23 protein-coding genes, 2 tRNA genes and 1 other RNA gene are annotated in these 23,491 nt (G+C 34.9%); 23 read left to right on the plus strand and 3 right to left on the minus strand.

The window, feature by feature from the left end; all coding sequences use genetic code 11:
- Window positions 1-90: 90 nt before the first annotated feature.
- The 6 genes from K412_RS0115740 to secF all read left to right on the plus strand — a co-directional run bounded on the left by K412_RS0115740 (window position 91) and on the right by secF (window position 5,210).
- Window positions 91-495, plus strand: a complete 405-nt coding sequence (locus K412_RS0115740; RefSeq protein WP_024833991.1) for a TIGR04086 family membrane protein — start codon at window positions 91-93, stop codon at window positions 493-495.
- 81 nt (window positions 496-576) lie between these two features.
- Complete coding sequence (gene scfA / locus K412_RS21945; RefSeq protein ID WP_004621760.1) at window positions 577-717, plus strand: six-cysteine ranthipeptide SCIFF; 141 nt, start codon at window positions 577-579, stop codon at window positions 715-717.
- Window positions 718-855: 138 nt separating this feature from the next.
- Window positions 856-2,199 carry a thioether cross-link-forming SCIFF peptide maturase gene (scfB, locus tag K412_RS0115750; RefSeq protein ID WP_024833992.1) on the plus strand — a complete coding sequence of 448 codons (1,344 nt, stop codon included), beginning with the start codon at window positions 856-858 and terminating at the stop codon, window positions 2,197-2,199.
- Between the two features lie 11 nt (window positions 2,200-2,210).
- On the plus strand, window positions 2,211-2,711 hold the full coding sequence (locus tag K412_RS0115755) for a gamma carbonic anhydrase family protein (protein ID WP_024833993.1): 501 nt from the start codon (window positions 2,211-2,213) through the stop codon (window positions 2,709-2,711).
- A 197-nt stretch (window positions 2,712-2,908) separates the two neighbouring features.
- Window positions 2,909-4,237 carry a protein translocase subunit SecD gene (secD, locus tag K412_RS0115760; RefSeq protein WP_024833994.1) on the plus strand — a complete coding sequence of 443 codons (1,329 nt, stop codon included), beginning with the start codon at window positions 2,909-2,911 and terminating at the stop codon, window positions 4,235-4,237.
- Window positions 4,230-5,210 carry a protein translocase subunit SecF gene (gene secF / locus K412_RS0115765; RefSeq protein ID WP_024833995.1) on the plus strand — a complete coding sequence of 327 codons (981 nt, stop codon included), beginning with the start codon at window positions 4,230-4,232 and terminating at the stop codon, window positions 5,208-5,210. The genes secD and secF overlap by 8 nt, the downstream gene beginning before the upstream one ends.
- Before the next feature lie 117 nt (window positions 5,211-5,327).
- On the opposite strand, the gene K412_RS0115770 is transcribed toward secF, so the two are convergent.
- Window positions 5,328-5,612 carry a hypothetical protein gene (locus K412_RS0115770; RefSeq protein ID WP_024833996.1) on the minus strand — a complete coding sequence of 95 codons (285 nt, stop codon included), beginning with the start codon at window positions 5,610-5,612 and terminating at the stop codon, window positions 5,328-5,330.
- A 283-nt stretch (window positions 5,613-5,895) separates the two neighbouring features.
- Here K412_RS0115770 and K412_RS0115775 point away from each other — a divergent pair, with 283 nt between their 5' ends.
- The 5 genes from K412_RS0115775 (at window position 5,896) to K412_RS0115795 (ending at window position 9,750) form a co-directional block, all read left to right on the plus strand.
- Window positions 5,896-6,186, plus strand: coding sequence for a DUF6514 family protein (locus K412_RS0115775; RefSeq protein WP_024833997.1), 291 nt, complete (start codon window positions 5,896-5,898; stop codon window positions 6,184-6,186).
- A 237-nt stretch (window positions 6,187-6,423) separates the two neighbouring features.
- Window positions 6,424-8,244 (plus strand): DNA primase, encoded by a 1,821-nt coding sequence (dnaG, locus tag K412_RS0115780; RefSeq protein WP_024833998.1) that lies wholly within the window; start codon window positions 6,424-6,426, stop codon window positions 8,242-8,244.
- A 25-nt stretch (window positions 8,245-8,269) separates the two neighbouring features.
- Window positions 8,270-9,349: an RNA polymerase sigma factor RpoD gene (gene rpoD, locus K412_RS0115785; protein ID WP_014313173.1), complete on the plus strand. Its 1,080-nt coding sequence runs from the start codon at window positions 8,270-8,272 to the stop codon at window positions 9,347-9,349.
- Between the two features lie 244 nt (window positions 9,350-9,593).
- A tRNA-Asn gene (locus K412_RS0115790) sits at window positions 9,594-9,669 on the plus strand.
- Window positions 9,670-9,673: 4 nt separating this feature from the next.
- Window positions 9,674-9,750: transfer RNA gene (locus K412_RS0115795), tRNA-Ile, on the plus strand.
- A 36-nt stretch (window positions 9,751-9,786) separates the two neighbouring features.
- Here K412_RS0115795 and K412_RS22585 read toward each other — a convergent pair.
- On the minus strand, window positions 9,787-9,960 hold the full coding sequence (locus tag K412_RS22585) for a hypothetical protein (protein ID WP_173585618.1): 174 nt from the start codon (window positions 9,958-9,960) through the stop codon (window positions 9,787-9,789).
- 131 nt (window positions 9,961-10,091) lie between these two features.
- Here K412_RS22585 and K412_RS0115805 point away from each other — a divergent pair, with 131 nt between their 5' ends.
- From K412_RS0115805 to K412_RS0115840, 9 genes are all read left to right on the plus strand, one after another.
- Window positions 10,092-10,784, plus strand: a complete 693-nt coding sequence (locus K412_RS0115805; protein ID WP_024833999.1) for a tRNA (adenine(22)-N(1))-methyltransferase — start codon at window positions 10,092-10,094, stop codon at window positions 10,782-10,784.
- Window positions 10,785-10,809: 25 nt separating this feature from the next.
- The gene (locus tag K412_RS0115810) at window positions 10,810-11,604 is read left to right on the plus strand and encodes a Nif3-like dinuclear metal center hexameric protein (RefSeq protein WP_024834000.1); all 795 of its coding nucleotides are present in this window, start codon (window positions 10,810-10,812) and stop codon (window positions 11,602-11,604) included.
- A gap of 61 nt (window positions 11,605-11,665) precedes the next feature.
- An RNA gene (gene rnpB, locus K412_RS21475) (RNase P RNA component class A) lies at window positions 11,666-12,019 on the plus strand.
- Window positions 12,020-12,342: 323 nt separating this feature from the next.
- On the plus strand, window positions 12,343-13,191 hold the full coding sequence (locus tag K412_RS0115815) for a hypothetical protein (RefSeq protein ID WP_024834001.1): 849 nt from the start codon (window positions 12,343-12,345) through the stop codon (window positions 13,189-13,191).
- Between the two features lie 171 nt (window positions 13,192-13,362).
- Window positions 13,363-14,988, plus strand: a complete 1,626-nt coding sequence (locus K412_RS0115820; RefSeq protein ID WP_024834002.1) for a DUF927 domain-containing protein — start codon at window positions 13,363-13,365, stop codon at window positions 14,986-14,988.
- Window positions 14,985-15,920: a DNA adenine methylase gene (locus tag K412_RS0115825; protein ID WP_024834003.1), complete on the plus strand. Its 936-nt coding sequence runs from the start codon at window positions 14,985-14,987 to the stop codon at window positions 15,918-15,920. Before K412_RS0115820 ends, K412_RS0115825 begins: the two co-directional genes overlap by 4 nt.
- A gap of 195 nt (window positions 15,921-16,115) precedes the next feature.
- A complete protein-coding gene (locus tag K412_RS0115830; RefSeq protein ID WP_024834004.1) occupies window positions 16,116-16,310 on the plus strand; it encodes a hypothetical protein in 195 nt (64 codons plus the stop codon).
- 193 nt (window positions 16,311-16,503) lie between these two features.
- Entirely contained in the window at window positions 16,504-17,079 is a 576-nt protein-coding gene (locus tag K412_RS0115835; protein WP_024834005.1) for a recombinase family protein, read from the plus strand.
- Window positions 17,080-17,412: 333 nt separating this feature from the next.
- Window positions 17,413-17,955, plus strand: coding sequence for a recombinase family protein (locus K412_RS0115840; protein WP_024834006.1), 543 nt, complete (start codon window positions 17,413-17,415; stop codon window positions 17,953-17,955).
- Between the two features lie 461 nt (window positions 17,956-18,416).
- Here the strand turns inward: K412_RS0115840 and K412_RS0115845 are convergent, their stop codons facing one another.
- Window positions 18,417-19,706, minus strand: a complete 1,290-nt coding sequence (locus tag K412_RS0115845; protein ID WP_024832178.1) for an IS110 family RNA-guided transposase — start codon at window positions 19,704-19,706, stop codon at window positions 18,417-18,419.
- Between the two features lie 515 nt (window positions 19,707-20,221).
- On the opposite strand from K412_RS0115845, the gene K412_RS0115850 reads away from it, so the two are divergent.
- The 3 genes from K412_RS0115850 (at window position 20,222) to K412_RS0115860 (ending at window position 23,426) form a co-directional block, all read left to right on the plus strand.
- Entirely contained in the window at window positions 20,222-20,440 is a 219-nt protein-coding gene (locus K412_RS0115850) for a hypothetical protein (RefSeq protein ID WP_024834007.1), read from the plus strand.
- 121 nt (window positions 20,441-20,561) lie between these two features.
- Entirely contained in the window at window positions 20,562-21,155 is a 594-nt protein-coding gene (locus K412_RS0115855; RefSeq protein WP_024834008.1) for a recombinase family protein, read from the plus strand.
- A gap of 108 nt (window positions 21,156-21,263) precedes the next feature.
- Window positions 21,264-23,426 (plus strand): hypothetical protein, encoded by a 2,163-nt coding sequence (locus tag K412_RS0115860; protein ID WP_024834009.1) that lies wholly within the window; start codon window positions 21,264-21,266, stop codon window positions 23,424-23,426.
- Window positions 23,427-23,491: the final 65 nt, after the last annotated feature.

The raw sequence follows: 23,491 nt of genomic DNA on the forward strand, positions 1-23,491 counted from the left end.
TATAATTAATTCTAGCCAACTGTTCTAAGTGGACTACCTCAAAAATATGATATACAAAGAACATTTTATATTATATTTTGGAGGTACACTATGGGCATACAGACACCTGGATTTAAAAAAAGCCTGGATGAGCATATAAACCTGCTGAGGGTAGTAAAAGGCTTAATAATGGCTTTTCTTATAACGCTTCCGTGTTTTTTAGGGTTTGCATTATTTTTAACATATACGGATTTTCCTGAAAAACACACCTATATTGCAGTTCTTATTACAACAGTATTGAGTGTACTGGTGGCATCAGCATACTCTACAAAAAATGTTAAGAGTAAAGGTTGGATGAACGGCTGTTTTGTTGGAATCCTTTATGTGGTTTTACTTTACATTGCCAGCAGTATTGTTTTCCTTAATTTTAAAGTTGATGTTCAGGTGATATTATCTGTGGTTATTGGTGCCATTGTGGGTTGTTTGGGTGGCATTTTTGGAATTAATTTAAGATAATGGGTTTTCTAAAAAATGGCTTTTCAAAACTAAATAGATATGCTATAATCGGCTAAGAAAATTGATGGGGGGGACTACATAATGAAACATATAAAGACTATTAACAATGCTACTCTTAAAAATAGCCTTGCAAAAGGTGGATGTGGTGAATGTCAGACTTCATGCCAGTCAGCTTGTAAGACATCATGCACAGTTGCTAATCAAAGCTGCGAAAACAAGTAATAGTTAGATATGCATATTGATTAATAATGATATGTATGGATTTATAAATTAGTGAAAGGTGAATTTGCACTTTTCACTTTTTTAAATGTTCTAATCCGGTGTTATATCCAGGATTTTTAGCTTTAGGAGGTCACATAAATGATTCACAAGTATACTATGTACGATACAAATATAGTCTTGGACGTAAACAGCGGTGCTGTCCATGTATTTGATGATGCTGCTTATGATGTAGTAGGTTTATATAAGAATGAAACCAGAGAGCAGATAATTGAATTACTATCCGAAAAATACTCAGGACAGGTTATTGAAGATGCCTATGAGGAAATAGCCGAACTAGAATCCCAAGGTTTGCTTTTTAGTGAGGATTCATATGCTGAAGCTTTAAATAAGTGGGAAAGAAAGCCGGTAGTAAAGGCTTTATGTCTACATATTTGTCATGATTGTAACCTAAGGTGCAAATATTGTTTTGCCTCCACAGGAAGTTTTGGCGGGCATAGAACAATGATGGATCTTGAAACAGGTAAGAAGGCAATAGATTTCTTGATAGAAAAATCTACAGGCAGACGTAATCTGGAAGTGGACTTTTTCGGCGGTGAGCCGCTGATGAACTTCGACGTGGTAAAAGGTATTGTTGATTATGCCAGAATCAGAGAAAAAGAATCTGGCAAGAATTTCCGATTTACTATTACTACAAATGCTGTATTACTAAATGATGAAATAAAAGATTATATTAATAAGAATATGCATAATGTAGTTCTCAGTATTGACGGACGCAAGGAAACCAATGATAACATGAGGCCAAGAGTCGATGGCTCAGGAACGTATGACAGAATACTTCCTAAAATCCAGGATATGGCTGAATCAAGAAATCAAGATAACTATTATGTAAGAGGTACTTTTACCAGAGCAAATCTTGATTTTTCTAAAGATGTACTTCATCTGGCAGATCAGGGCTTCAAGCAGATTTCTATAGAGCCTGTTGTTGCAGCAAAGGATTCAGGTTATGACATCCGTGAACAGGATCTTCCAAAACTTTTTGAAGAGTATGAAAATCTAGCAAGAGAATATGTAAAAAGAGATAGCGAAAAGCGCGGCTTTAATTTCTTCCATTTTATGATTGATTTGCAGCAGGGACCCTGTGTCATCAAGAGACTTGGTGGATGTGGTTCAGGTCATGAATATCTGGCAGTTACGCCGGAAGGGGATTTATATCCTTGTCATCAGTTTGTGGGAGATGAAAAGTTTAAAATGGGCAATGTTCATGAAGGTGTATTTAATAGTGATTTTCAGAAGGATTTTCAAAAGTCAAATGTATACACCAAAAAGGACTGCGCTGAATGTTGGGCAAAATTTTATTGCAGTGGCGGATGTGCTGCTAATGCGTACCAGTTTAATAATGATATTAATATTCCATACAAAATTGGTTGCGAGCTTGAGAAAAAGAGAGTTGAATGTGCAATCTGGATAAAAACTCAAGAATAGAGGGATTCATTGTGATAAAGGATTTTAACAACATCACACCTAAAATCCACGAAACTGCGTTTGTTGCACCGAACAGTACAGTTATTGGAGACGTAGTTTTGGGAGAAAATACAACTATCTGGTACAATGCAGTTTTGAGAGGAGACATCGATAGTATAGTTGTCGGTGATAATACAAATATACAGGAAGGCTGTATATTACATTGCAAGAAAGGCGTTGAAGTGAGGCTGGGCTCACATGTAACAATTGGTCACGGAGCAATTTTACACAGCTGTCGAATAGGTAATAATACACTTGTTGGAATGGGAGCTATTGTACTTGACAGCGCAGAAATTGGAAATAATTGTCTTGTGGCAGCCGGAAGTGTAGTTACACCAAGGACTAAGATACCTGATGGCTGTCTTGTGGCAGGCAGTCCAGCAGAAGTAAAAAGGACATTGTCCGAGCAGGAAATTGCTGAAATAAAATGTAATGCAAATGAGTATATCAATTTATTAAAATACTACAAATAAATATTTTTCAGCAAAAGTGAATATCCTAAAATCACAGGATATTCATTTTAAATTTAATATTTCTTACAAAAAGTGGACAAGACATAATTGCTTAATTTGTAAATTTATGTTTAATATTCAGACTTATTTATTGACTAGCTTTTTTGTAAGTTATATAATGGCGTAAGTGGATTATAATTTAAGGGGGAATACTACAAATGAGAGGAAGCAACGCGGTTAAATTTTTCTCGATATTGCTTATCATCGGAATTTTAACCTGGATAGCAGCTTATGGTTCTATCCTAGGCTTTGAAATACCTGGTGTTAAGAATATTAGAACAGGTATTGATATTCAGGGAGGCGTGGATGCTAGACTTTATGCAGTAACCAAGGATAACAGCAAGGCAAAAGCTGAAGATTTGGATGCTGCAAGAATTATCATAGGTAAGAGATTGGATTCTAAAAATATCTTTGATAGAGTTATCACTGTAGATAAGGAAAAGGGATATATCCTTGTACAGATACCTCACAAAAAAGGTGAAGCATTCGATCCACAGAAGTCAATAGAAGAAATTGGTAAAACCGCATTATTAACCTTCCAAGAGGTTGACGAAAGTAAAAAAGATACAAATGGAAATTATCTTCCAACCGACAAGATTATTCTTGAAGGTTCAGATGTAAAGGATGCATCTGCTGAAATTGATGCAGAAAATGGTGGATATTGTGTTGCATTGACACTGACATCAGAAGGTGGTAAGAAGTTTTCAGAAGCAACAGGAAGACTTATTGGTAAACCTATAGCAATTTTTATGGATAATGAATTGATTAGTGCCCCGAACGTTCAAACACAAATTACAGGTACTTCTGCAAGAATTACTTTAGGTGGTACTGCAGGTGATGAACAGAGGGATGAGGCAAAAAATTTAGCAGGACTCATAAAGTCAGGTTCATTACCATTTAAGTTAGAGGCTAGGCAGGTAAATAATATAAGTCCTACCCTTGGGTCTAACGCGCTTAATGTAAGTATAAATGCATTTATAGTTGCACTTATATTGATTTGTTTATTTATGATATTCTACTATAGATTGCCTGGATTAATAGCAAGTATAGCTTTAGTTCTCCACACAGTATTGGAATTACTTGCATTGTCTTGGACTCATATAATTGTTACTTTGCCGGGTATAGCTGGTCTCATACTGACAGTAGGTATGGCCGTTGATGCCAACGTTATAATATTTGAAAGAATCAAGGACGAAATTAAAAACGGAAAAACTCTTCATGCTGCAATTGATGTAGGATTTAAGAGAGCATTCTCAGCTGTGCTTGACTCAAATATAACTACTCTTATATCTGCTGTAGTTTTGTGGAAATTTGGTACAGGTCCTATACAGAGTTTTGCATATACTCTGGGAATAGGTGTTGTATTAAGCTTCATAACCGCTGTAACCGCTTCCAGAATAATGCTGAAGTCGATACAGGATATAGAAGTTGCAAAACACCATTGGTTATATGGCGTAAGCATGAGAGGAGGAAAAGCAAATGGTTAATTTGTATGCTAAGAGATACTACTTTTTTATACTCTCAGCTATAATCATTTTATCAGGTGTTGTTATGTATCTAGTTGAAGGATTCAATCTTGATATTGAGTTTGAAGGCGGAACAATAATAGAAATGAGAGCAAATGATAAAATGTTTACTGAGGCAAACACTCAGGAGTTGCAGACTAAAATAGAAGATTTTGTTGAGAAGACAATAAACAAACCTGCAAAGGTTCAGAAATCAACTTCTTATGATGTAAGCGGCACTAACACTAAAGGGTTTGACATAATAACAATCAGTATAGGAAGTGAAAATACACTTTCAAACGATGAATTGACTAAGGTTGAAGAAGCAGTTGTAAAAGAATTTAAACTTACTGCGAAAGATCCTGTTGTAAGTGAAGAAAGTGTTGAACCATTCATAGGTAAGGAAATTATGAATAATGGTTTGAAAGCTGTTGCTATAGCTTTTGTATTAATAGTGTTATATGTTTGGTACAGATTCAAAGCTATGTCAGGATTATCAGCCGGTGTATTTGCAATTGTTGGTGTATTGCATGACTTATTGATAATGCTTTCTGTATATGTTATTTTCCAGATACCGTTGAATGAATCATTTATTGCTGCGATACTTACTGTTGTAGGATACTCAATGAATGATACAGTTATAATCTATGACCGTATTAGAGAAAACAACAGATTACTTAGGAAAGTACCTCTTCCTGAATTAGTAAACGATAGTATAATTCAGACTTTGAACAGATCAATCAACACAGTTGTTACATCATTAATAGCAATAACAACTGTATATGTATTCGCTAAAATAAATGGAATAAATTCAATGGAACAATTCAGCTTCCCATTGATTGTTGGTATTGCAGCTGGATGTTATTCATCTATCTTTATTGCAAGTCCATTATACGTAATGTGGAAGGAAAGTCAGAAAAAGAAAAAGGTTTCAGGAAAACCTGCAAAAGCTTAATAAAAAAGACTGTTGGACATACAATGTCTGGCAGTCTTTTTTTTTATACCGTTATTATAAAAAAAGCGGACCTAGCAAAGGGACCCGCAAAGCGGTTATTATAATATGAGGTGAAATTTAAGCCTTTTTTTTGATAACAATATCAATTACAAATGCTGCTATAAGGAACTCACACAAAACATAAAAGCTGTTAGTTATAAAAGATGTTGCTGTACTATCAAAAATAATGCTATAGCTATTACTCATTCTGTTAATTATAAAAAATACCGTGCCTATTATAATTAAGAAAAGTGTAGCCGGAGTGGCATATTTAATCATCTTTTTGGGTAAATCAGCCATATTACATATAGCTGAACTTAACATACTAAGCTTGGATTTTTTATCTTTCGGATTACTATTCATATATTACCCCCCTAAAAATTTGACCTCTGATGATAAAGTTTTATAAGAACATTCATATACTTGGTTTATAAGGTAAAATGCTTTACGTACAAATAAAATAGTAACACTTAAATTTTAGAACATCAATGTTAATAATTGATAACAATCCATTATTCGACAAAACATGCGAGCTATGTAACATTTTTATGTAAAGTTGGTCGAATTAGAATAAAACTTTTGTGTAGTTTAAAATATACCAATATATTATAATTACCATAAGAAGATGCGAAGGAGGAGAGCGGGAATGAGAGATTATGAAACAAATCTTATTTATTCAAAAAAAGTTGTTGTCTCCGAAGGGAAAGAAAAGGAGTTATATCTCAAGTACTATCTTATCGCAAGCGAAAAGAATAATTCCACTGCTACATATGGTATACAGGTAATTATGGAAAATGATAAGGGAGGATTTGAAAAGGCATTTATTCCAGATGTCCTTCCATCCAAAAGAGGCATAAATAACCTCATTTACTTGCTATACTCGAATTCAGTTACTCCGGTAAGCGTTTATGATGTTATATATGACTGTATTGCATAAATAACATTTAATTTATTTGGATTATAAAGTATGTTCTAACAGAACATGCTTTTTTTGTGTGATTTAAGGCTTTAACCATTGAGTTTGTTATTAAAAATATTATTAAAAAAGAAGGATTATTAATAATAATGTCGAACACATATTAAGTGATTTTGGCTAGGTTCAAAATAAATTGCAGCAGATATGTCTATAATATTTGCATATGAGTAAAATAAGTAGATAGGAATATTGAGGATAATGGCAAATTTATTTCCAGACGACCTTATTGAAGAAATAAGGGTAAGTAATGACATTGTCGATGTTATATCAGAATATGTCAAGCTGGAGAAGAAAGGAAAGAATTTTTTTGGTAAATGTCCTTTTCATAATGAAAAGACAGCATCATTTTCTGTTGAACCTGTAAAACAGATATTTCATTGTTTTGGATGCGGTAAGGGCGGAAACGTAATACACTTTATTATGTCCATTGAAAATCTGGAATTTCCGGAAGCCTTAAGGCTTCTTGCTGATAGAGCTAAAATTCAGATTCCAGATATGACAGAAGGTGTTCGTAATGACGAAAAAGCCGTATTAAAAAAGGAGATCTTGGACATAAACCTTGAAGCAGCCAGGTTTTTCAGAGATAACCTTAATAATGAAAAGAATACTCTTCCAAATTCGTACTTAATGAGCAGGAAGATACAGAAACAAACTGTAGCCAAGTTTGGTATAGGTTATGCGGAGGACAGATATGATACACTTTATAGACACTTAAAGGATAAAGGTTTTAGTGATTCATCAATTTTTAAAAGTGGGCTTGTTATATATAAGGAAGAAAGTGGGAAAATTTACGATAGATTTAGAGGCAGGATTATGTTTCCCATATTTGATATTAGAGGAAATGTAATTGCCTTTGGAGGGAGAATTCTTGATTCGTCTCAGCCAAAATACATGAATTCTCCTGAAACAGAAGTTTATCAGAAAGGTAAACACTTGTATGCCTTGAATTTTGCTAAAAGTGCTTGTTCTAAACAACTGATTTTAACTGAAGGTTACATGGATGTTATATCATTACACCAAAGTGGAATAATAAATTCAGTTGCTCCATTAGGAACAGCATTAACAGAAAATCAAGGCAGACTTTTGAAGAAGTACACAGAAGAAATAGTTCTTTCCTTTGATTCTGATTCAGCTGGCCAGGCGGCTGCATTCAGAAGCCTTGATTTATTAAACGAAATTGGCTGTAATGTTAGGGTTTTGACAATCCCATCAGGCAAAGACCCTGATGAGTTTATTAAGGCCCATGGAGTTACAGAGTTTAAACGACTTGTTGATAGATCAAAAGGTTTGATTGATTTTAAGCTTGGTTCATTAAAGAAAGAAATAGATACTTCTACAAATGAAGGAAAAGTTAGATTTCTTGATAAAGCAGTACTTATATTGGATAAAATTGACAATAATGTAGAAAAAGAACTTTATGTAAAAAAATTATCTGACGAGTTGGGTGTAAGTACACAATCCATTTTATCAGAAATGATAAAGCAGCAAAAGGATACAAGAGTAAGTTTTAAAAAACAAATACCAACTAATAGTAATTTTAGCCGAAATCAAATACGAAAGAGTACAGCTGTAAAAAATCAGGAAGAACGGTTGGTTAGACTGCAATTAATGCTGTTGGCAACTATATGTCTCGATAATAGTGTATATTTTAACATTAAAGATATTATTGGTTGGGACAGATTTGAATCGGATGAAATAAAAAGTGCATTCGATTTTGCAGCGGAGAGAATTGAAAGTAAGGCAGGGATATTAACGGGTGAAATATTAAATAAACTTTCTCCCGGGACGGCAGAAAGTTTTGCAAATATAGTGCAGTCACAAAGCATATTTGAGGATAATAAAAAAGCGGCTTTGGATATAATTAGAAAGATAGACCTGTTTGGCTTGGAAGAAAGAAAAAATGAAATAATTGAGCTTAAAAAGAGAAGTGATCTGACAGAAGGAGATGTTGAATTATTAAATCGGGAATTAAGCAGTATTGTATCGAATATAGCTATAATGAAAAAAAAAGGTTTGTAATTGAGCTCGAAAGGAGGGGAAATAAGTGAAACATAGTCAGGAAAGTAGAAAGGCATTACTAAAAGAACTAATAGATAGAGGCAAGCAAAAGGGAATGCTAACCTACAAAGAGATTATGGATGCTTTTGAGGAAATCGAGCTTGAGCCTGAGCACATTGAAAAGATATACGAAACCCTTGAGACAATGGGAGTTGATGTTGTTGGCGATATGGAAGCTGAAATGGAAGAAATTCAGCTTACAGACGAGGAACTTGATATTAGTATTCCAGAGGGTATAAGTATAGATGACCCTGTGCGTATGTACCTTAAAGAAATAGGTAAAGTCCCCCTTTTATCAGCAGATGAAGAAATTGATCTTGCTCATAGAATGGAAAATGGTGATATAGAAGCAAAAAGAAGATTAGCAGAGGCTAACTTAAGGCTTGTTGTTAGTATAGCTAAACGGTATGTTGGTAGAGGAATGCAGTTCCTCGACTTGATTCAGGAAGGTAATCTTGGATTGATTAAGGCAGTAGAGAAGTTTGATTATAGAAGAGGTTTCAAATTTAGTACCTATGCCACATGGTGGATTAGACAAGCTATCACAAGGGCAATTGCCGACCAGGCAAGGACTATACGTATTCCTGTTCATATGGTTGAAACTATCAATAAATTAATCAGGGTATCAAGGCAATTGCTTCAGGAATTGGGTAGAGAACCACAACCTGATGAAATTGCAAAAGAAATTGGTATGTCTGTGGACAAGGTTCGTGAAATTATGAAAATTTCTCAAGAGCCGGTATCCTTAGAGACTCCTATAGGAGAAGAGGAAGACAGCCATTTGGGTGACTTTATTCCAGATGATGATGCTCCTGCACCTGCTGAAGCTGCTGCATTTACTTTGCTTAAAGAACAGCTTATTGATGTGCTTGATACTTTAACTGCACGTGAAGAGAAGGTATTGAGACTAAGATTTGGTTTGGATGATGGAAGGGCAAGAACTCTTGAAGAAGTTGGCAAGGAGTTTAACGTAACCAGAGAGCGTATTCGTCAAATAGAGGCAAAGGCCTTGAGAAAATTAAGACATCCAAGTAGAAGTAAAAAGTTAAAGGATTATTTAGACTAAACCAGGGACCCGCTATCCGATATAAATTCAGGATAGGGGGTTTTTTGCACTATAATGGCATTATTTAGAAAGTTAAAAATAAAAGCTATTATTCGATTGGTTTACTATAAGTTAGAAAAGTGACAATAAACTATTTAAATAGTCTATATATGATTATTTTGGTGTTGACCAGTTTATAGTTCGTAAGTATAATAGTGTATGTGCTCGCAAGAGCAAAGCCCTCAAATGAGTGGCATAGAGATATTCCTCAATAGCTCAGTCGGTAGAGCATGCGGCTGTTAACCGCAGGGTCGTAGGTTCAAGTCCTACTTGAGGAGCCAATTCGGGCCTTTAGCTCAGTTGGTTAGAGCAACCGGCTCATAACCGGTTGGTCCGGGGTTCGAGTCCCTGAAGGCCCACCAAATAAAAAGAACACGTCTATACGTGTTCTTTTTATTTTATTTAATTCTGCTAGTATAGTCTGTACTTAACTTTTCGTCCTGTAAATCAATACTTGTTTTATTTAATGCAGGGTTATTGGGATTAACTCCTAAAATGTCTCTTCCTAAAATAGTACTTGCTATAGGAGCTTCAATATCGTTTACCACGTTCTTATTCCTAAAAAAGTTCACAGCAGATACCTCATTTCATATTTTATGCATTGCTTTTAAATCAAACATTGATTATTTATCTTTAGTATGTGTATAATTTAATCTGGTAATACAGAAAATGAAGATATTAGTTACAATTTTTGGAGGATGTTTTGATTTTAAATTTAAAGGGAAGGCTCAAGTTAATTGCGGATAAAGTTCCTAAATGTAATGTATTGGCTGACATAGGAACTGATCATGCATATATTCCTATTTATTTGGTTCGAAATGGTGTTTGTAAAAAGGCAATTGCGTCAGATATTAAAATAGGTCCTGTGAAGATAGCTAGTAATAATATTTCTTTGTATAAATTATCTGAAAAGATCGAAACAAGACTTGGCAATGGATTGGATACTATAGAAATTGACGAAGCGGACACAATAATCATTGCCGGAATGGGCGGAACGCTTCTGACGGAGCTTTTAGAGGCCAACAAGCAAAAAGCGGTTAATGCTAATGCGCTGGTATTACAGCCTATGAATGATCTTCATGTTATACGAAAATGGCTGTATGACAACGCTTTTGAAATATATGATGAAGAAATTGTTGCGGAAGGCCCTAAAATGTACTGTGTGATTTGTACCAAATTTAATGGAAAGAAAAAGCAATACACTGATTTTGAACTTCATGTGGGACAAAGCCTTATTGAAAAGAAAGATCCTTTGCTTGCATCATATTGCAAAATGAAGGTAAAGCAAATTGACAGGGTACTTGAACAATTAGAAGATATGAAAGAAAATGATGTTCTTAAAAGTCAATATATAAGACAAAAAAAAGATTATATAAATTTGATAGAAAAACTTTAAATATATAACTGTAAGGTGAAGAAAAATGAATGTTGGAGATATAATTAATTACTTAAATGAAATTGCGCCTTGGCAATATGCTGAGGAGTGGGATAGTGTAGGACTGATGGTGGGCAGCAGGAACAGCAATGTATCAAAAATACTTCTTTGTATGGATGTAACATCTGACGTGATTTCTGAAGCTGTTGAAAATGGTGCTCAAATGATTCTTTCCCATCACCCTTTTATTTTTTCAAAGCTAAAAGCTATAGATATGGAAAACTTCAAGGGAGAACAGATTGTAAAGCTGATAAAAAGTAATGTAACAGTTGTCAGTGCACATACAAATCTTGATACTGCTCCAGGTGGGGTTAATGACACTTTGGCGGAGACATTACACCTGATAAATTGTCATAATTTGAAACCATACATTCCGAAAGGCTCAAATTGTGATTTAGGAATGGGAAAGATAGGCGAGTTACTGGATTATAAAAGTTTTGATGATTTTGTCAAAGACATTAAGAAAAACTTAGGTATAGAGAATCTCAGGATAATAGGTAAAAAACCTGAAAAGGTAAAAAATATTGGAGTGTTTTGCGGAAGTTTTGATGGCGATTTAGAGAACTTAAAAAGCCGCAAGGTAGATGTTTTAGTAACAGGTGATATAAAATACCATACTGCGCTGGATGCAGCTCAAATGGGCCTTTGTATCGTTGATGCGGGGCATTTTGCAACAGAAAGAATCATTCTCCATAAATTAAAGGATACATTAAACAAGAGATTTAAGGAACTTGATATAATTTGTAGTAAAGTGGAAATTGACCCATTTACTTTTGCTTGACTTATATTACTTCAGCATCTATAATTAATAGTCCTAAGAGAATTTTAACGTTCTCAATTTATGAGTAAGCCAGATGATCGCAGATACTGCCTGAAAAGGCGTAGATGAGGAAAGTCCGGGCTCCATAGGGCAATGGTGCCGGGTAACTCCCGGTGAAGGTGACTTTAAGGAAAGTGCAACAGAGATATACCGCCATATTAGGTTTGCCTTATATGGTAAGGGTGGAAAGGCGAGGTAAGAGCTCACCAGCGACTTGGCGACTTGTCGGCTATGTAAACCCCACCTGGAGCAACACCGTGGAGGGACGCAATGACTGCCCGTCAGTCCCGGGGAGGTGGCTTGAGCCATGCAGAAATGTATGGCCTAGATAGATGATCATCAAATACAGAACCCGGCTTATAGGCTTACTCATTAAATTTTAGCTCTGAGAAATCAGGGCTATTATTATGTTCAAAAACGCAATATATGGTATAAACAATACAAGACAATACGACATATTGAGGTTGATAATAATGCAAATTAATAATAAGTATGGAATAAAATGGTATAACTGTTGCTATTCGTTGAGTAATATTGGGAAAAGTCGCTAAAGATTTGCACAAAAATTGCACAAACAGAAAATAAGTGTTTTAGTAGTATCAAAATAATTATATAATCTATATGGATGCTCTTGGGAAATAATAATTCCAGCATATTTAATACAGTATAAAAAAAGAACAAGGTACAGAGGGTGATAACTTGAAGCTATATAAATATTTAATTATTGATGATGCAGTAAAAGATGAACTTCTAAAGCCATACTATAAATATGATGAACCGAAATATTATTTAAATAACGAAAAGAATAATAGAATTTATTTTTATGAAAATAAAAAAGATATTGCATTCATGAGTTTCAAATACCAAAACGTTAAAACAGATATCTTTGAAAATAAACCTGTGTGGGCTTATGTTATTATTGATAATAATCGTAATATTATAAATGCAATTAGAGAACACAAAAATTGGAGCACTGATAAGGATTATAAGAAACCTTTTAAACCAGGTACGGAAACAGGGCGAATTTTAGTAGAAGACATTTCAGATACAAGGGTATATAATTTATTGCCCTCTTGTATAAGAGTAGGTGGTATTTTAGGTGCAGGCAACAATGGAAGAAGGGCTCTAACTTTACAACAGTTAATACTTACAACTGTGGCAAATGATTATAAACATAAAGAAAGGAATAGCGTGCTTTATGAATTAAATAACAGTAACATAAAGATTGAAAAGATTCATCATAGAGCACATACATTTGATAATAGGTTAGGTTATCTAGAACCAATGACTGTTAGTGCACATAGAAAGGTACATAGTAAATGGGAAAAAGAACAAAATGATGTTAACAGACCTAATAAAGTTGAACTATGGGAAAGCTATAGTAGCTTGCTTTATTGTGATTGTGCTGACGAAGATTGCTCAAACTGTAATGCAGTTCTTCGAATAAGTACAGCAGAGCAGTTTAATGAGTTTATCAAACAAATAACAAGTGATGAATATATGAAATTACAAAGGAAAATTGTTTCTCCAGCATTTTATAGAAAGTAAATTAATTGTTTAAATAAAGGGAGCCTCACTCTGTTTAAAAAAACAGAGTGAGGCTTATTTCTGTTATAAGATGAAAAAATTTTTATTAAAAATGAGAACTAACCACTTTACAATATACATTTCAATAAGAAAAAGCATAAACAAATTAATTAATGAAAGGGTGTTTATGCTATGAAGAAAATCAAAAAAGCAAATTTGGATAGAACCTATCAAATTAAGGTAGAGGGTGGTACAGTGGGGGTAGACATTGTATCCAATATCACAACGGAAAAGGAGTATTACAGGTTTGTATTTGCAAAAGACGATGGGCGAATATCGGATCCGGTGAGAGTTAGCAGAAACGAACTTAACAAAGTGACAATGCTGAGGAATTTAGGGAATGATTGGGATGGTAGTGTAACAGATGCACTTCGTGTTAGTGTTGAAGAAAAATATAAGGAAATTCCTGTTAAGTATGAGTACTCTGAAGGATATGGATGGCAATGTTATGAGATTGAAGGAACTGGTGAAATTGGTCAGGTATATTTTAATGGTTCTAGCATTGTAGGTTTATACAAGGAATATCCACTTGCTGACAATGAGTACCATTTAAAAAAGGCTGGTAACCTACAAAATTGTATTGATATCTGCAATAATGTAATGAATGACAAAACATATACTCAAATCATACTTGCATCTTCCTTAGCATCGGTGATAGCAGGAGCGTTGAACTTAAAAACAGTTATTATAAACATTGAAGGAAAAACGTCTCAAGGAAAGACTACAATCATGATGTTATGTGCTTCCTTTTGGAGTAACAAGGAGGATAAGAACATATCAACATCATGGTATAATACCGATAATGCACTTGTAAGCATGCTAAATGGAAATGAAGGAGTGTTATTCATAATTGATGATACATCTAAGGGTGAGCGCAAGGACTATACATCAATAGTCTATGATATCGAAAATGGTACATCAAAGGGTCGATTAAACAGAATGTTTGAGGTTGATAACCAAGTCTCATGGCATACCATAGTACTTAGTTCTTCTGAGACAAGCCTTTATGCAAAATGTGATGAAACGAAGAAAGGGTTGCTACGGAGACTAGTAGAAATCTCAGTTTACCCAGGCGACCTAATTGATAATGTGGAAACAGCGGATGAAATTAACAGGGTTATTGATAAGAACTACGGACATATAGGTATGGAATTCGTCAATTATTTATTTAAAGAAGGACTGCATAACAATGAGTTTGAGGGACTTAGAGAGCTATACAATGAGGAGAAAAGGAAATTGCAGGATAGAGTAGGAGCAGATGGTATTTACAAAGGAATTGCTGAGAAATTGGCAACTATTATGTTGGCAGCGAAAGTTGCGAAGAACTCAATGGACTTGCAGTTCGACATTGAGGAAATGGAAGATGCAATGATTGAAATTATTAAGATAAATGCTGAGAAATTTAAGGATTCAATTGGTGATAGGATATCAGTTGAGGACGCTTATGAGGAGTTATGTAAATACGCAAGGGAAAACTGTAGGGCATATGAGCAGCCTGACAAATATAATATTCCTGTACATAATTTCAATGAGCAGGCAGCAGCCATGAAATACGCCAACCCAAAAGAACTGAAGATTGAGCTAATGAAAATTGGTGCTGTCAAGTTTGGGGTAGGTGGATGTGGTTTTGACAGTCAAGGTAGGCCTGAATGGGATAATACAATGAACGTGAAAAAGGTGGAAAATGAAGTAAAACCTTATAAAAAGGTTATCAGCATTTATAAGAACGTCACATTTGAGGGGGCAAAACTGGCATGAGAAACTTATCCTTGTTCAGTTATTTTGGAGGAAAGAATCGGTTATCTAGGAGGCTGGCAGATAGGATTAAGTATAAAGAAATTCGAATATTCATTGAAGGGTTTGCTGGAAGTGCTGCTTTATCACTCAATAAACCTAACCATAATCATAGGATATGCAATGACCTTAATCCTAAAATCTTTTTAGTGTTACAAGCATTAAGCCGGAAAGATAGCGCAAATGAATTTATTAGATGCATGTTCCAAACGAAATATAGTCAAGAGTGTTTCAATAAAGCTCAAAATGAATGGGCAAGATACGATGAAGAATTTAATAAGCTAATTCCTGAGATGTTAAAAATGACTGAGTTTACACCGGAACTGTTTGAAAAGGCAAATAACATGTGGAAGTCAATCATTCATGAAGAAAATGCTGTTGAAATGGCTGTTCATGCCTTAGTCTTGTTAAAGCAAAGCTACAATGGACTTATGAAACGCTGGCGGGGTATAAAAAATGGTGATGAAGGCTTCAGATATGAGCAACAACTAAATTATCTTCGTGACATTGCAGAAAAGCTAGAAGGAACTGAAGTATACAACGTCAATACAATAATGCTCATTAATAAGTATAGGGACTGTAAAGATGTTTTCTTTTACTTAGATCCTCCATATGAAATGAGAACTAGAGGCAAGAAAAAGACAGAAAGGAAAAGTGACTATGAAATAGAAATGCCGGATGAAATACAGTTAGAGTTTATAAAGGCTGTTAAAGATGCTAAATGCCCTATTATAATTTCCGGATATAAGCGGAATAACAAGAGCATATATGACAATCTTGTAGATAATGGGCATTGGAAATGTGAAATGTTTGCTGAAGTTCATAAATCCTCAGCAATAACTAGTGCTGGTACTACAAAGCCGGTAGATGTAGAATTCATTTGGTATAATTTTTAGTTACCTGATTACCCGATTACCCAACATTTTGAATGATGGTATGAATAAAAGGGAATTGATTTGTCAAATGTTGTACTGAAAAGACTGTTAATTTTATATTATCATTCACAGTCATGGAATGTACATCAATGAATTAACATTTAAGAAAGGAACAATAAATAAAGAAGTTACTTTTTATGGCATTGATATACATTCTTGGATAGCCTTGAGGAAGCTATAAGTGTATATCATAATTGTAAAAATGATATGGTATATTTAGCTGTAGACACAAATCTTGATAATAAATGTAAATTCAGGGTTGTTAAAGCTTATGTACTAGTAAACGAGACAGATATTAGTCTTTCAATTGTTTTAGAAGAAGATAAAGAGTTGATAATATCTGAGAAATAATAAGCTAATTACATAGAGAAATTTGTCATTTGCCCCAGCAGAAATGTTGGAGCTTTTTCTTTTTTATAAGCAGGCTATATAATGGTCAAAACTTTGAAGTTATGGTTATAAAAATTCTGTTATGAGTTAATGGGGTTTTGGGTGGTGTCAAAACCAATAGTCAAAAGGTGTCAGAAGAAGGGAGTGAGAAAAAATGATATATGGATATGCACGAGTATCTACAAGGGGGCAGGCAACAAAAGGGAACAGTCTGGAGGAACAAGAAAAAAGCTTAAAAGAAGCTGGATGTAGCATTATTTATGAAGATGCTTATACCGGAACAAAGGTTGATAGACCTAAATTTAATGAGTTAATCAAAATATTGGAGCCCGGAGATATGTTAGTAGTAACTAAATTAGACAGATTTGCAAGAAGCTTGACTCAAGGAAGTGAGCTGGTAACCGAGCTTATTAAAAGGGGCATAAAGGTTAATATATTAAACATTGGAATGATGGATAATACTCCAGCAAGTAAATTGATAAGAAATATATTCTTTTCTTTTGCCGAGTTTGAGCGAGATATGATTGTTGAACGAACTCAAGAAGGGAAGGCAATAGCAAAGGAAAAGGATGGCTTTCATGAAGGTAGACCTAAAAAATATACTACTACACAGATTGATATGGCGGTAGGTTTATTGGAGAAGTATTCATATTCTGATGTTGAAAAAATGACTCAGATAAGCAAATCAACATTAGTAAGAGCTGTGAGAGAAAGAAGATTAGGACGGTGATTATAAATGTTCCAACCACTTTTCATACCAGGTACTAATGAAATGATTTGGACATACGAGCAATATTTGGAAAGCAGGCATTGGCAATGTGTAAGATGGCAGTTTGAACAGCTTTTTCCGAAAGTTTGCTTGCTTTGCGGATGTATATACAATTTGAATATACATCACCTCACGTATGAGAGAATTGGAAGGGAGCTCCCAAGTGATTTAGTTTATCTTTGCGCGACATGCCATAAGTCTTGGCATGCTTATCTGAACTACAATAGAGCAATTGAGAAAAGTCTTTACAAGCAGCAAAGATACTTTATGAGGTTTTAGGAAGGAGTTGATTAAATGAGGTTTATAGGCTATACAAGAGGGTTTACTCAACAGGAGCTAAACAGGCAAGCTGAAGTATTGATGACATATACTGATACAGAGTATATAATTTCTGACATAGTGCATAAAGATAAAAATGATTGGACTTATCGAAATAGCAGAATAAATAATATAGAAAGTGGTTGTACTCTGGTGGTTGAGTCAATAGTACATATCACTAATGATATTAATGATCTAATAGACCTGATTGAAATGCTAGATACTAGAGGTATAGGACTGATGGCGTATAATGAGTTTATTGCTACTGCTAGTTCATTTGGTAGGGGGATGGTTGATCTGTTACGTGGTGCAAAGGGAATTATTGATTCTTATAAGAGAAAAAATATTCCAGTACCCAAAACAAAATCCATGCAAAGAATTCAAAATGGGTTGGAGCAGATTGAAAAGAAGTACAAAGCTGCTGTAAAGAAGGAGATACAAGAAATTCCTTTAGATAATAAGGTTATAGCGGGTGTTGCCAGCAATATCAGTTTAGGTGACTTTGAAAAGCAAGAATAGTATTAGTGTGGATATTTTTAGCTCTAAAAATAAATAAATATAACCATATAAAAAATGTGAATGCTTGTTAATCAATAATTCGAGCATTCTTTTTTTATGAAATAAACCTGCATTATGTCAATTGAGTTAAATAATAATGGTTGAAGTTTTCAATAGGGTTTTATATTGGTAGGGTGATAAAAGGGTGTCAAAAAGAGTCACAGCAAGCCAGAGGGGTATTTCAAAAGGTTAAGTAAAGAGGAATTAAAATGGTGAGTCTATTGAAATTTTCAATTAATAGTTTATGAAAGACCAGCTAATTAAAGTCAAGAGTTTTTAAGAAAAAGCTTTATGAATTTTTGAAAACTCCTGACATAGAAAAAATGCATAACAACAAGACCACCTTTGCGAAGTAGACATAAAATAGCTGGTCTAAAATGAAATACTGATCCTTGAAAACTAAACATCAAGTGCAGGTACTGCTAAGCTGCTATATGCTTTGCTGCTAATATCTGAGCATGTTCCTGAGGACTGCGTAACTGGTACGGTTTTCTGTCCCTTAGAACAGCAAAGATGTAAATGATGATCTTACGCATAACTGCTCCCAAAGCTACCTTCTTAGGTTTACTCTGGCATTTTTGCTTGTAGAATTCAAGTAATACAGGGTTGCAAGCCTCTTTATTCCGCTTAGTTCGGATATTGGCAAGAGCAGTTGTAAAAAGAACCCTGCGAAGTAGCCTGGAACCTCTCTTGGACATTTTATTCCGTGTGCCGGTAAATTCTCCGGATTGCATCACAGAGGGGTCAATGCCAAAGTAAGCAACCAGTTTTCCCGGCTTAGAGAAAGCGGAAAAATCGCCGATTTCTGCTAGAATGGTGGCAGCAGTAAGAAGGCCAATACCTGGCAGGCTCTGAAAAAGTTCAAGAGTTAATGCTAGCATGGGCATATCCTTTGCCATATCTTCAGCGATCAATAGATGAATGGTTTTTAGGACCTTCGCCAAGTTATCTTCCAGAGTTCTGATCATGGATATGTAGACACCCAGCATAGCAATGTTCGAGGAATTATGAACAGTCAAAGGCGCAAACTCTCTGGCTTTGGAGACCAAAAGATTATACTTTGCAGTTGACCACTTAAGGCTTCTGCGAGAATTCTTCTGGATCAGTGCAATCAACTTGTTCCTGTTCGCTTTAAGAATATGCGCAGGCGTAGGATATTTCTCCAATACTGCAAGAGCAGCCTTTGAAAAGATGTTGGGGAATACATCCTTGAAGTTTAACATGAGTTGGTCAACAATACCCGTAAGCCTGTTTTTGTAGGCAGTAAGTTCGTCAGAGAGCTTGTAGTACTGTCGGCAAAGACTTCGCAGGCATTCAATATCCTCATCGGGGATATTAGTAGTTTTAAGCTCCTGAAATCTGTATAGCAGGGCAATTTTCCGGGCATCAGCTTTATCATTTTTCACTTTTCTGATTCCAATATTTTTGATAGAATCAGTCTGGATGGGGTTTATGATGGAGACCTCCAATCCAGCTTTACAAAGTGAATGGAAAAGGATTTTGTGATAGTGCCCGGTGGATTCCATGACGACGAAAGGCCTAGAATCAAAGTCCTTTTCCGTTTTTTTCAGTAATTCAACGACTCTTTCAACGTCAGAACTGGAATCATGGTGGATCTTCATGCGGGCAATCACTTCATTGGATGGAGAAAGAATTGCCATCTCACTGAAGAATTTACCTACATCGATTCCTGCAATAGGTCTGAAATTCATCAAAATGCCTCCTTAAAAAATTAATGGACTTAAAAGCCTCCATTCCTTCTCATGTAAGCAAACAACCTTGCATGTGACACGAGGAACCAGCTAAAAAGCTGGCCTCAACCAGCCAAATCATGTAGACTTACCGGAATGGAAAAATACTCTTTCATACGGGTAATCGGCCCGCCAAGGTCCGTCCCAGGAGGTGAAACACACACCTTCCAAGTCCGGAAGATATTATACATGATTGTCAAAGTTCAGGCCAACAAACGCTGGCATAATGGCTAAGATGTGAAGCCGGATGATGTGCTTGATGTTTGGAAAAGAATAAAATTTGAAGTGTTATGTTAACTATGACTTTTAATGGGTCGAACAGTGGCTTTGGTCACTGATTTAATACAAAATAATTGTACAAGGTGGTGGGATATTTCAATCGAATTTATTTAAGGTTTTGACAAATAAGTACCAAAACATCATTGATCTGACTAGTTAAAAAAATGAAGGCAATATAAGCGAGGAGGTGAGTCGGTGTGGGGAATATTGACTATGAGGATTTTGCAAGAAGGCATTTACTTGATGTATTCGGAGATGCAGAAGAAATTGAGAGAATACTGGAAGAGTGCAGGAACGATAATAAGATCCCTATTCCCAAAGTACCAGTAATGGATGATACTCAGTTATTTGCGGTAGAAAGCGAAGATGCTGAAACAGACCTTGAAGATGATGATAGAGATTCAGACAGTGATTAAACTGTTGATACAAAAAGGCTTGAAGGTTAAGTTTAATTGGACAGTCAATCTGCTTTTTATATAAAGGGGTTGCCTGTCCTTAATAATTTATAAGATAAAAAAGAGAAAGGGGCGCAATAGAATGAGAGTCGGATACATTCGAGGAACGACTGATGAAGTAATTGATAGGCAAAAGGTAGTGTTGCAAAGCATAGGTGTAGACAAGATTTACATAGATATGCAAATTGGATCAAAGCGGCAAACAGAACTGGAGAAGCTGTTAGTTGAATTAAAACAGGGTGATACATTGGTAGTAGAGTCATTATACCGCTTAACACGTAGTACACCAGAGCTTATGTCAATGATGGCAAAATTGAATAAAGACGGTATTGAGTTTATCAGTATCAACGGAGGGATGGACACGACCAAAGATTTGGGCAAGCAGATTATGAAGATGTTCACTACTGAATCTGCTATTGAGCAGGAGTTTCTTAAAAACAGTCAACTCAGAGGAATACAGTACGCCAAAGATAATGGAAAATACACTGGCAAGAAAAAAATAAGACCGGACGAAAAGCTTTTTGAAATGGTGTATGCAGGGTGGATAAAGAAAGACGGTGAAGTTGGTAAGATATCAACCAAAGAGGCTATGAAAATGCTGGGCCTAAAGCCAAATACCTTTTATCGCAGAGTAAAAGAGTATAGGGATAGTGAAATAATTGATTATGGCTTATAGAAACTCTCATAGGGTGTTATAAGGAAACTACGATTTAATGTAAGCGTTTATGAAAATTAAGTGATTACGATGATATTCGTAAAGAATACACTGGATGGAGGAGATGAAATGAGAAGAGTAACGATGATGATAATACTATTAATATGCATTATTGGGTTGACAGGATGCGACAATGAATTGAAATTACAAATAAATACAGACCTTGCATCAAGAGCGGTATTAAACATTGAAAAGGTTAAAGCATTAGTCGATGCAGGTTTACTAGATTCTGCATCTGGAGATTTAGTAATCAAAGATATAGAAAAAAGAGTAAAAGCTATACAAGAAGCAACAGATAATTTAGAACAGTTTAAAAAGTATATATCTTGGCATATGAGAGGAACAGCTACAAATCAGCACGGAATTACATTTAATACTTTATTATCAGAATATATGAAGTTAGATGAAACATTTAATAACATAAACAACATATCGGGGAATGTATCAGAAACGGTAGAGCCGTTTAATATTATCGGAGGAGAGCATAAAGCCAAATTACAAGAGGAACTTAATTATAAAGTGATGGAATTAGAAGTAAGTGGAAACGTAGCATTAGACGATATTGTAATGCTAATAGGTAACGCAAAAGCAGCAAAAAGCAGTGGTGATACTAATAAAATAGATGCAGCATTTAACGCTTTGAACCAATATTTTAAATATAAAGGTAATAAGTTAATTTCTGAACCAATTATTTCTGCTACCAGTCTTGGTGAAATTGAAAATAAACACATAATAATTGATAAATATGTAATAGACAATATCCAAACATTATCAAAAGATAATACGTTAGGAAAAGATTTTAGGATTAAAGGTGTTAATGAAATACCCGAAATAGCTGTTAGGCTTGAGGAGTTTAATCCCGTAGCAATAGATAAATTATTAGGCATAGATGGAGCAGCCGTAGACGAGTACTTAGTACATAATAAGTCAGTATATAAAATGAGGTATCCAATAAATGTAATAGATTCAATTGCTTTGGACTCGAATGATAAAACTAAATATACAGCAACAAATAAAACTACTGATTACTACATTAATTTAATAACTGGGGAAATGACAGATATAAATGGATATCCTCTTATACAAAATGGAGACCAGTTAATAAAAATTGAAGGAGCCGGTTTTCAGGGTGATAAAGGATTCTCCTCGTTTATGCTGAGTGGAAGCAAAATAGTATTAAGAGATTATTTAGAGTATACGTATATGCCTGGAATAGTAAATGATGAAAAATGGGTAGCACTAGGAAGAAGGTTGAGGGTTGAAAAATTATCAGGTAACATGGAAAATGTATTTGCAAGCATTTTAGATAAAGATGGCTTTCCAGCTACAGATATTGCTAAAATATACCCAACAGATTTAATGTCTATATTATCCGGTAGTGATGTTATGGATGGATATGATGGTGTTGCCTCAAAATTAGGTACAAGCGATATAACTGAGACTGAAGATAACGCAGATAGTGAAACTGGTTTGGTGACAGATGAAGAAACGGATAGGGCACTAAAGGCAAATTATTCTGAAAACATACATCCAGTAATGAAATTAGGGTGTAATCTCATAGCCACAGACGATAAAGATGCAGGAGAAAACGGTAAAATGGTATTATACGGAATGTGTGTAGATATTAACCCATTCTCTAATGGGCTATATAAATCTTGGATTGAAGGAGAAGAAACCGAATTTGACAACCTAGGATGGTGGGTGGCATGGTTAGGAAGTAACAGATACAGTTATAAAATAGATGCAAATGCTTTAAGGCAGTTCTTGATGGAGAACTACAGTTTTGAAATGATAAGAGAAGGACACATAATAATAAATACAGAAATTATTAGTAAAATACAGAAGCAATATGACTTAGAAGATAATGAAAACAGGGTAAATAGTGTCAGAACAGCATTTGTAATACTTGGATTTATTCTGATGGCATACGCATTAGTATTAATAGCATCTTGGGCATTTGATGTGAATATAGTAACCGGGCCACGGCTAATGTCTACACTGACATTAAATAAGTGGGAGGCAGTACAGGACTCATCGGAATTACCTCAAATGGAAGTAGCTGACAAGCTTTATATGACTTTTAGTAAAACTTTGCAAAGTTGTATGATAATAATGGCATTAGGGTTCCTACTCGTGATTGTAGATATAGTACAAGTGGTTACAGCACTCATAGATATATTTGGCGGAGTAGGAGATATAATCTATAAAGCCATTTTCGGAGGCAAATATTAATAAATTTAGCTTACAATAATAAATCATTATAAAGCTCTCAACTGGTGATATATCACTAATGCGGG

Origin of the sequence: Ruminiclostridium josui JCM 17888 (assembly GCF_000526495.1) — a bacterium.
GTDB classification, from domain to species: domain Bacteria; phylum Bacillota; class Clostridia; order Acetivibrionales; family DSM-1351; genus Ruminiclostridium; species Ruminiclostridium josui.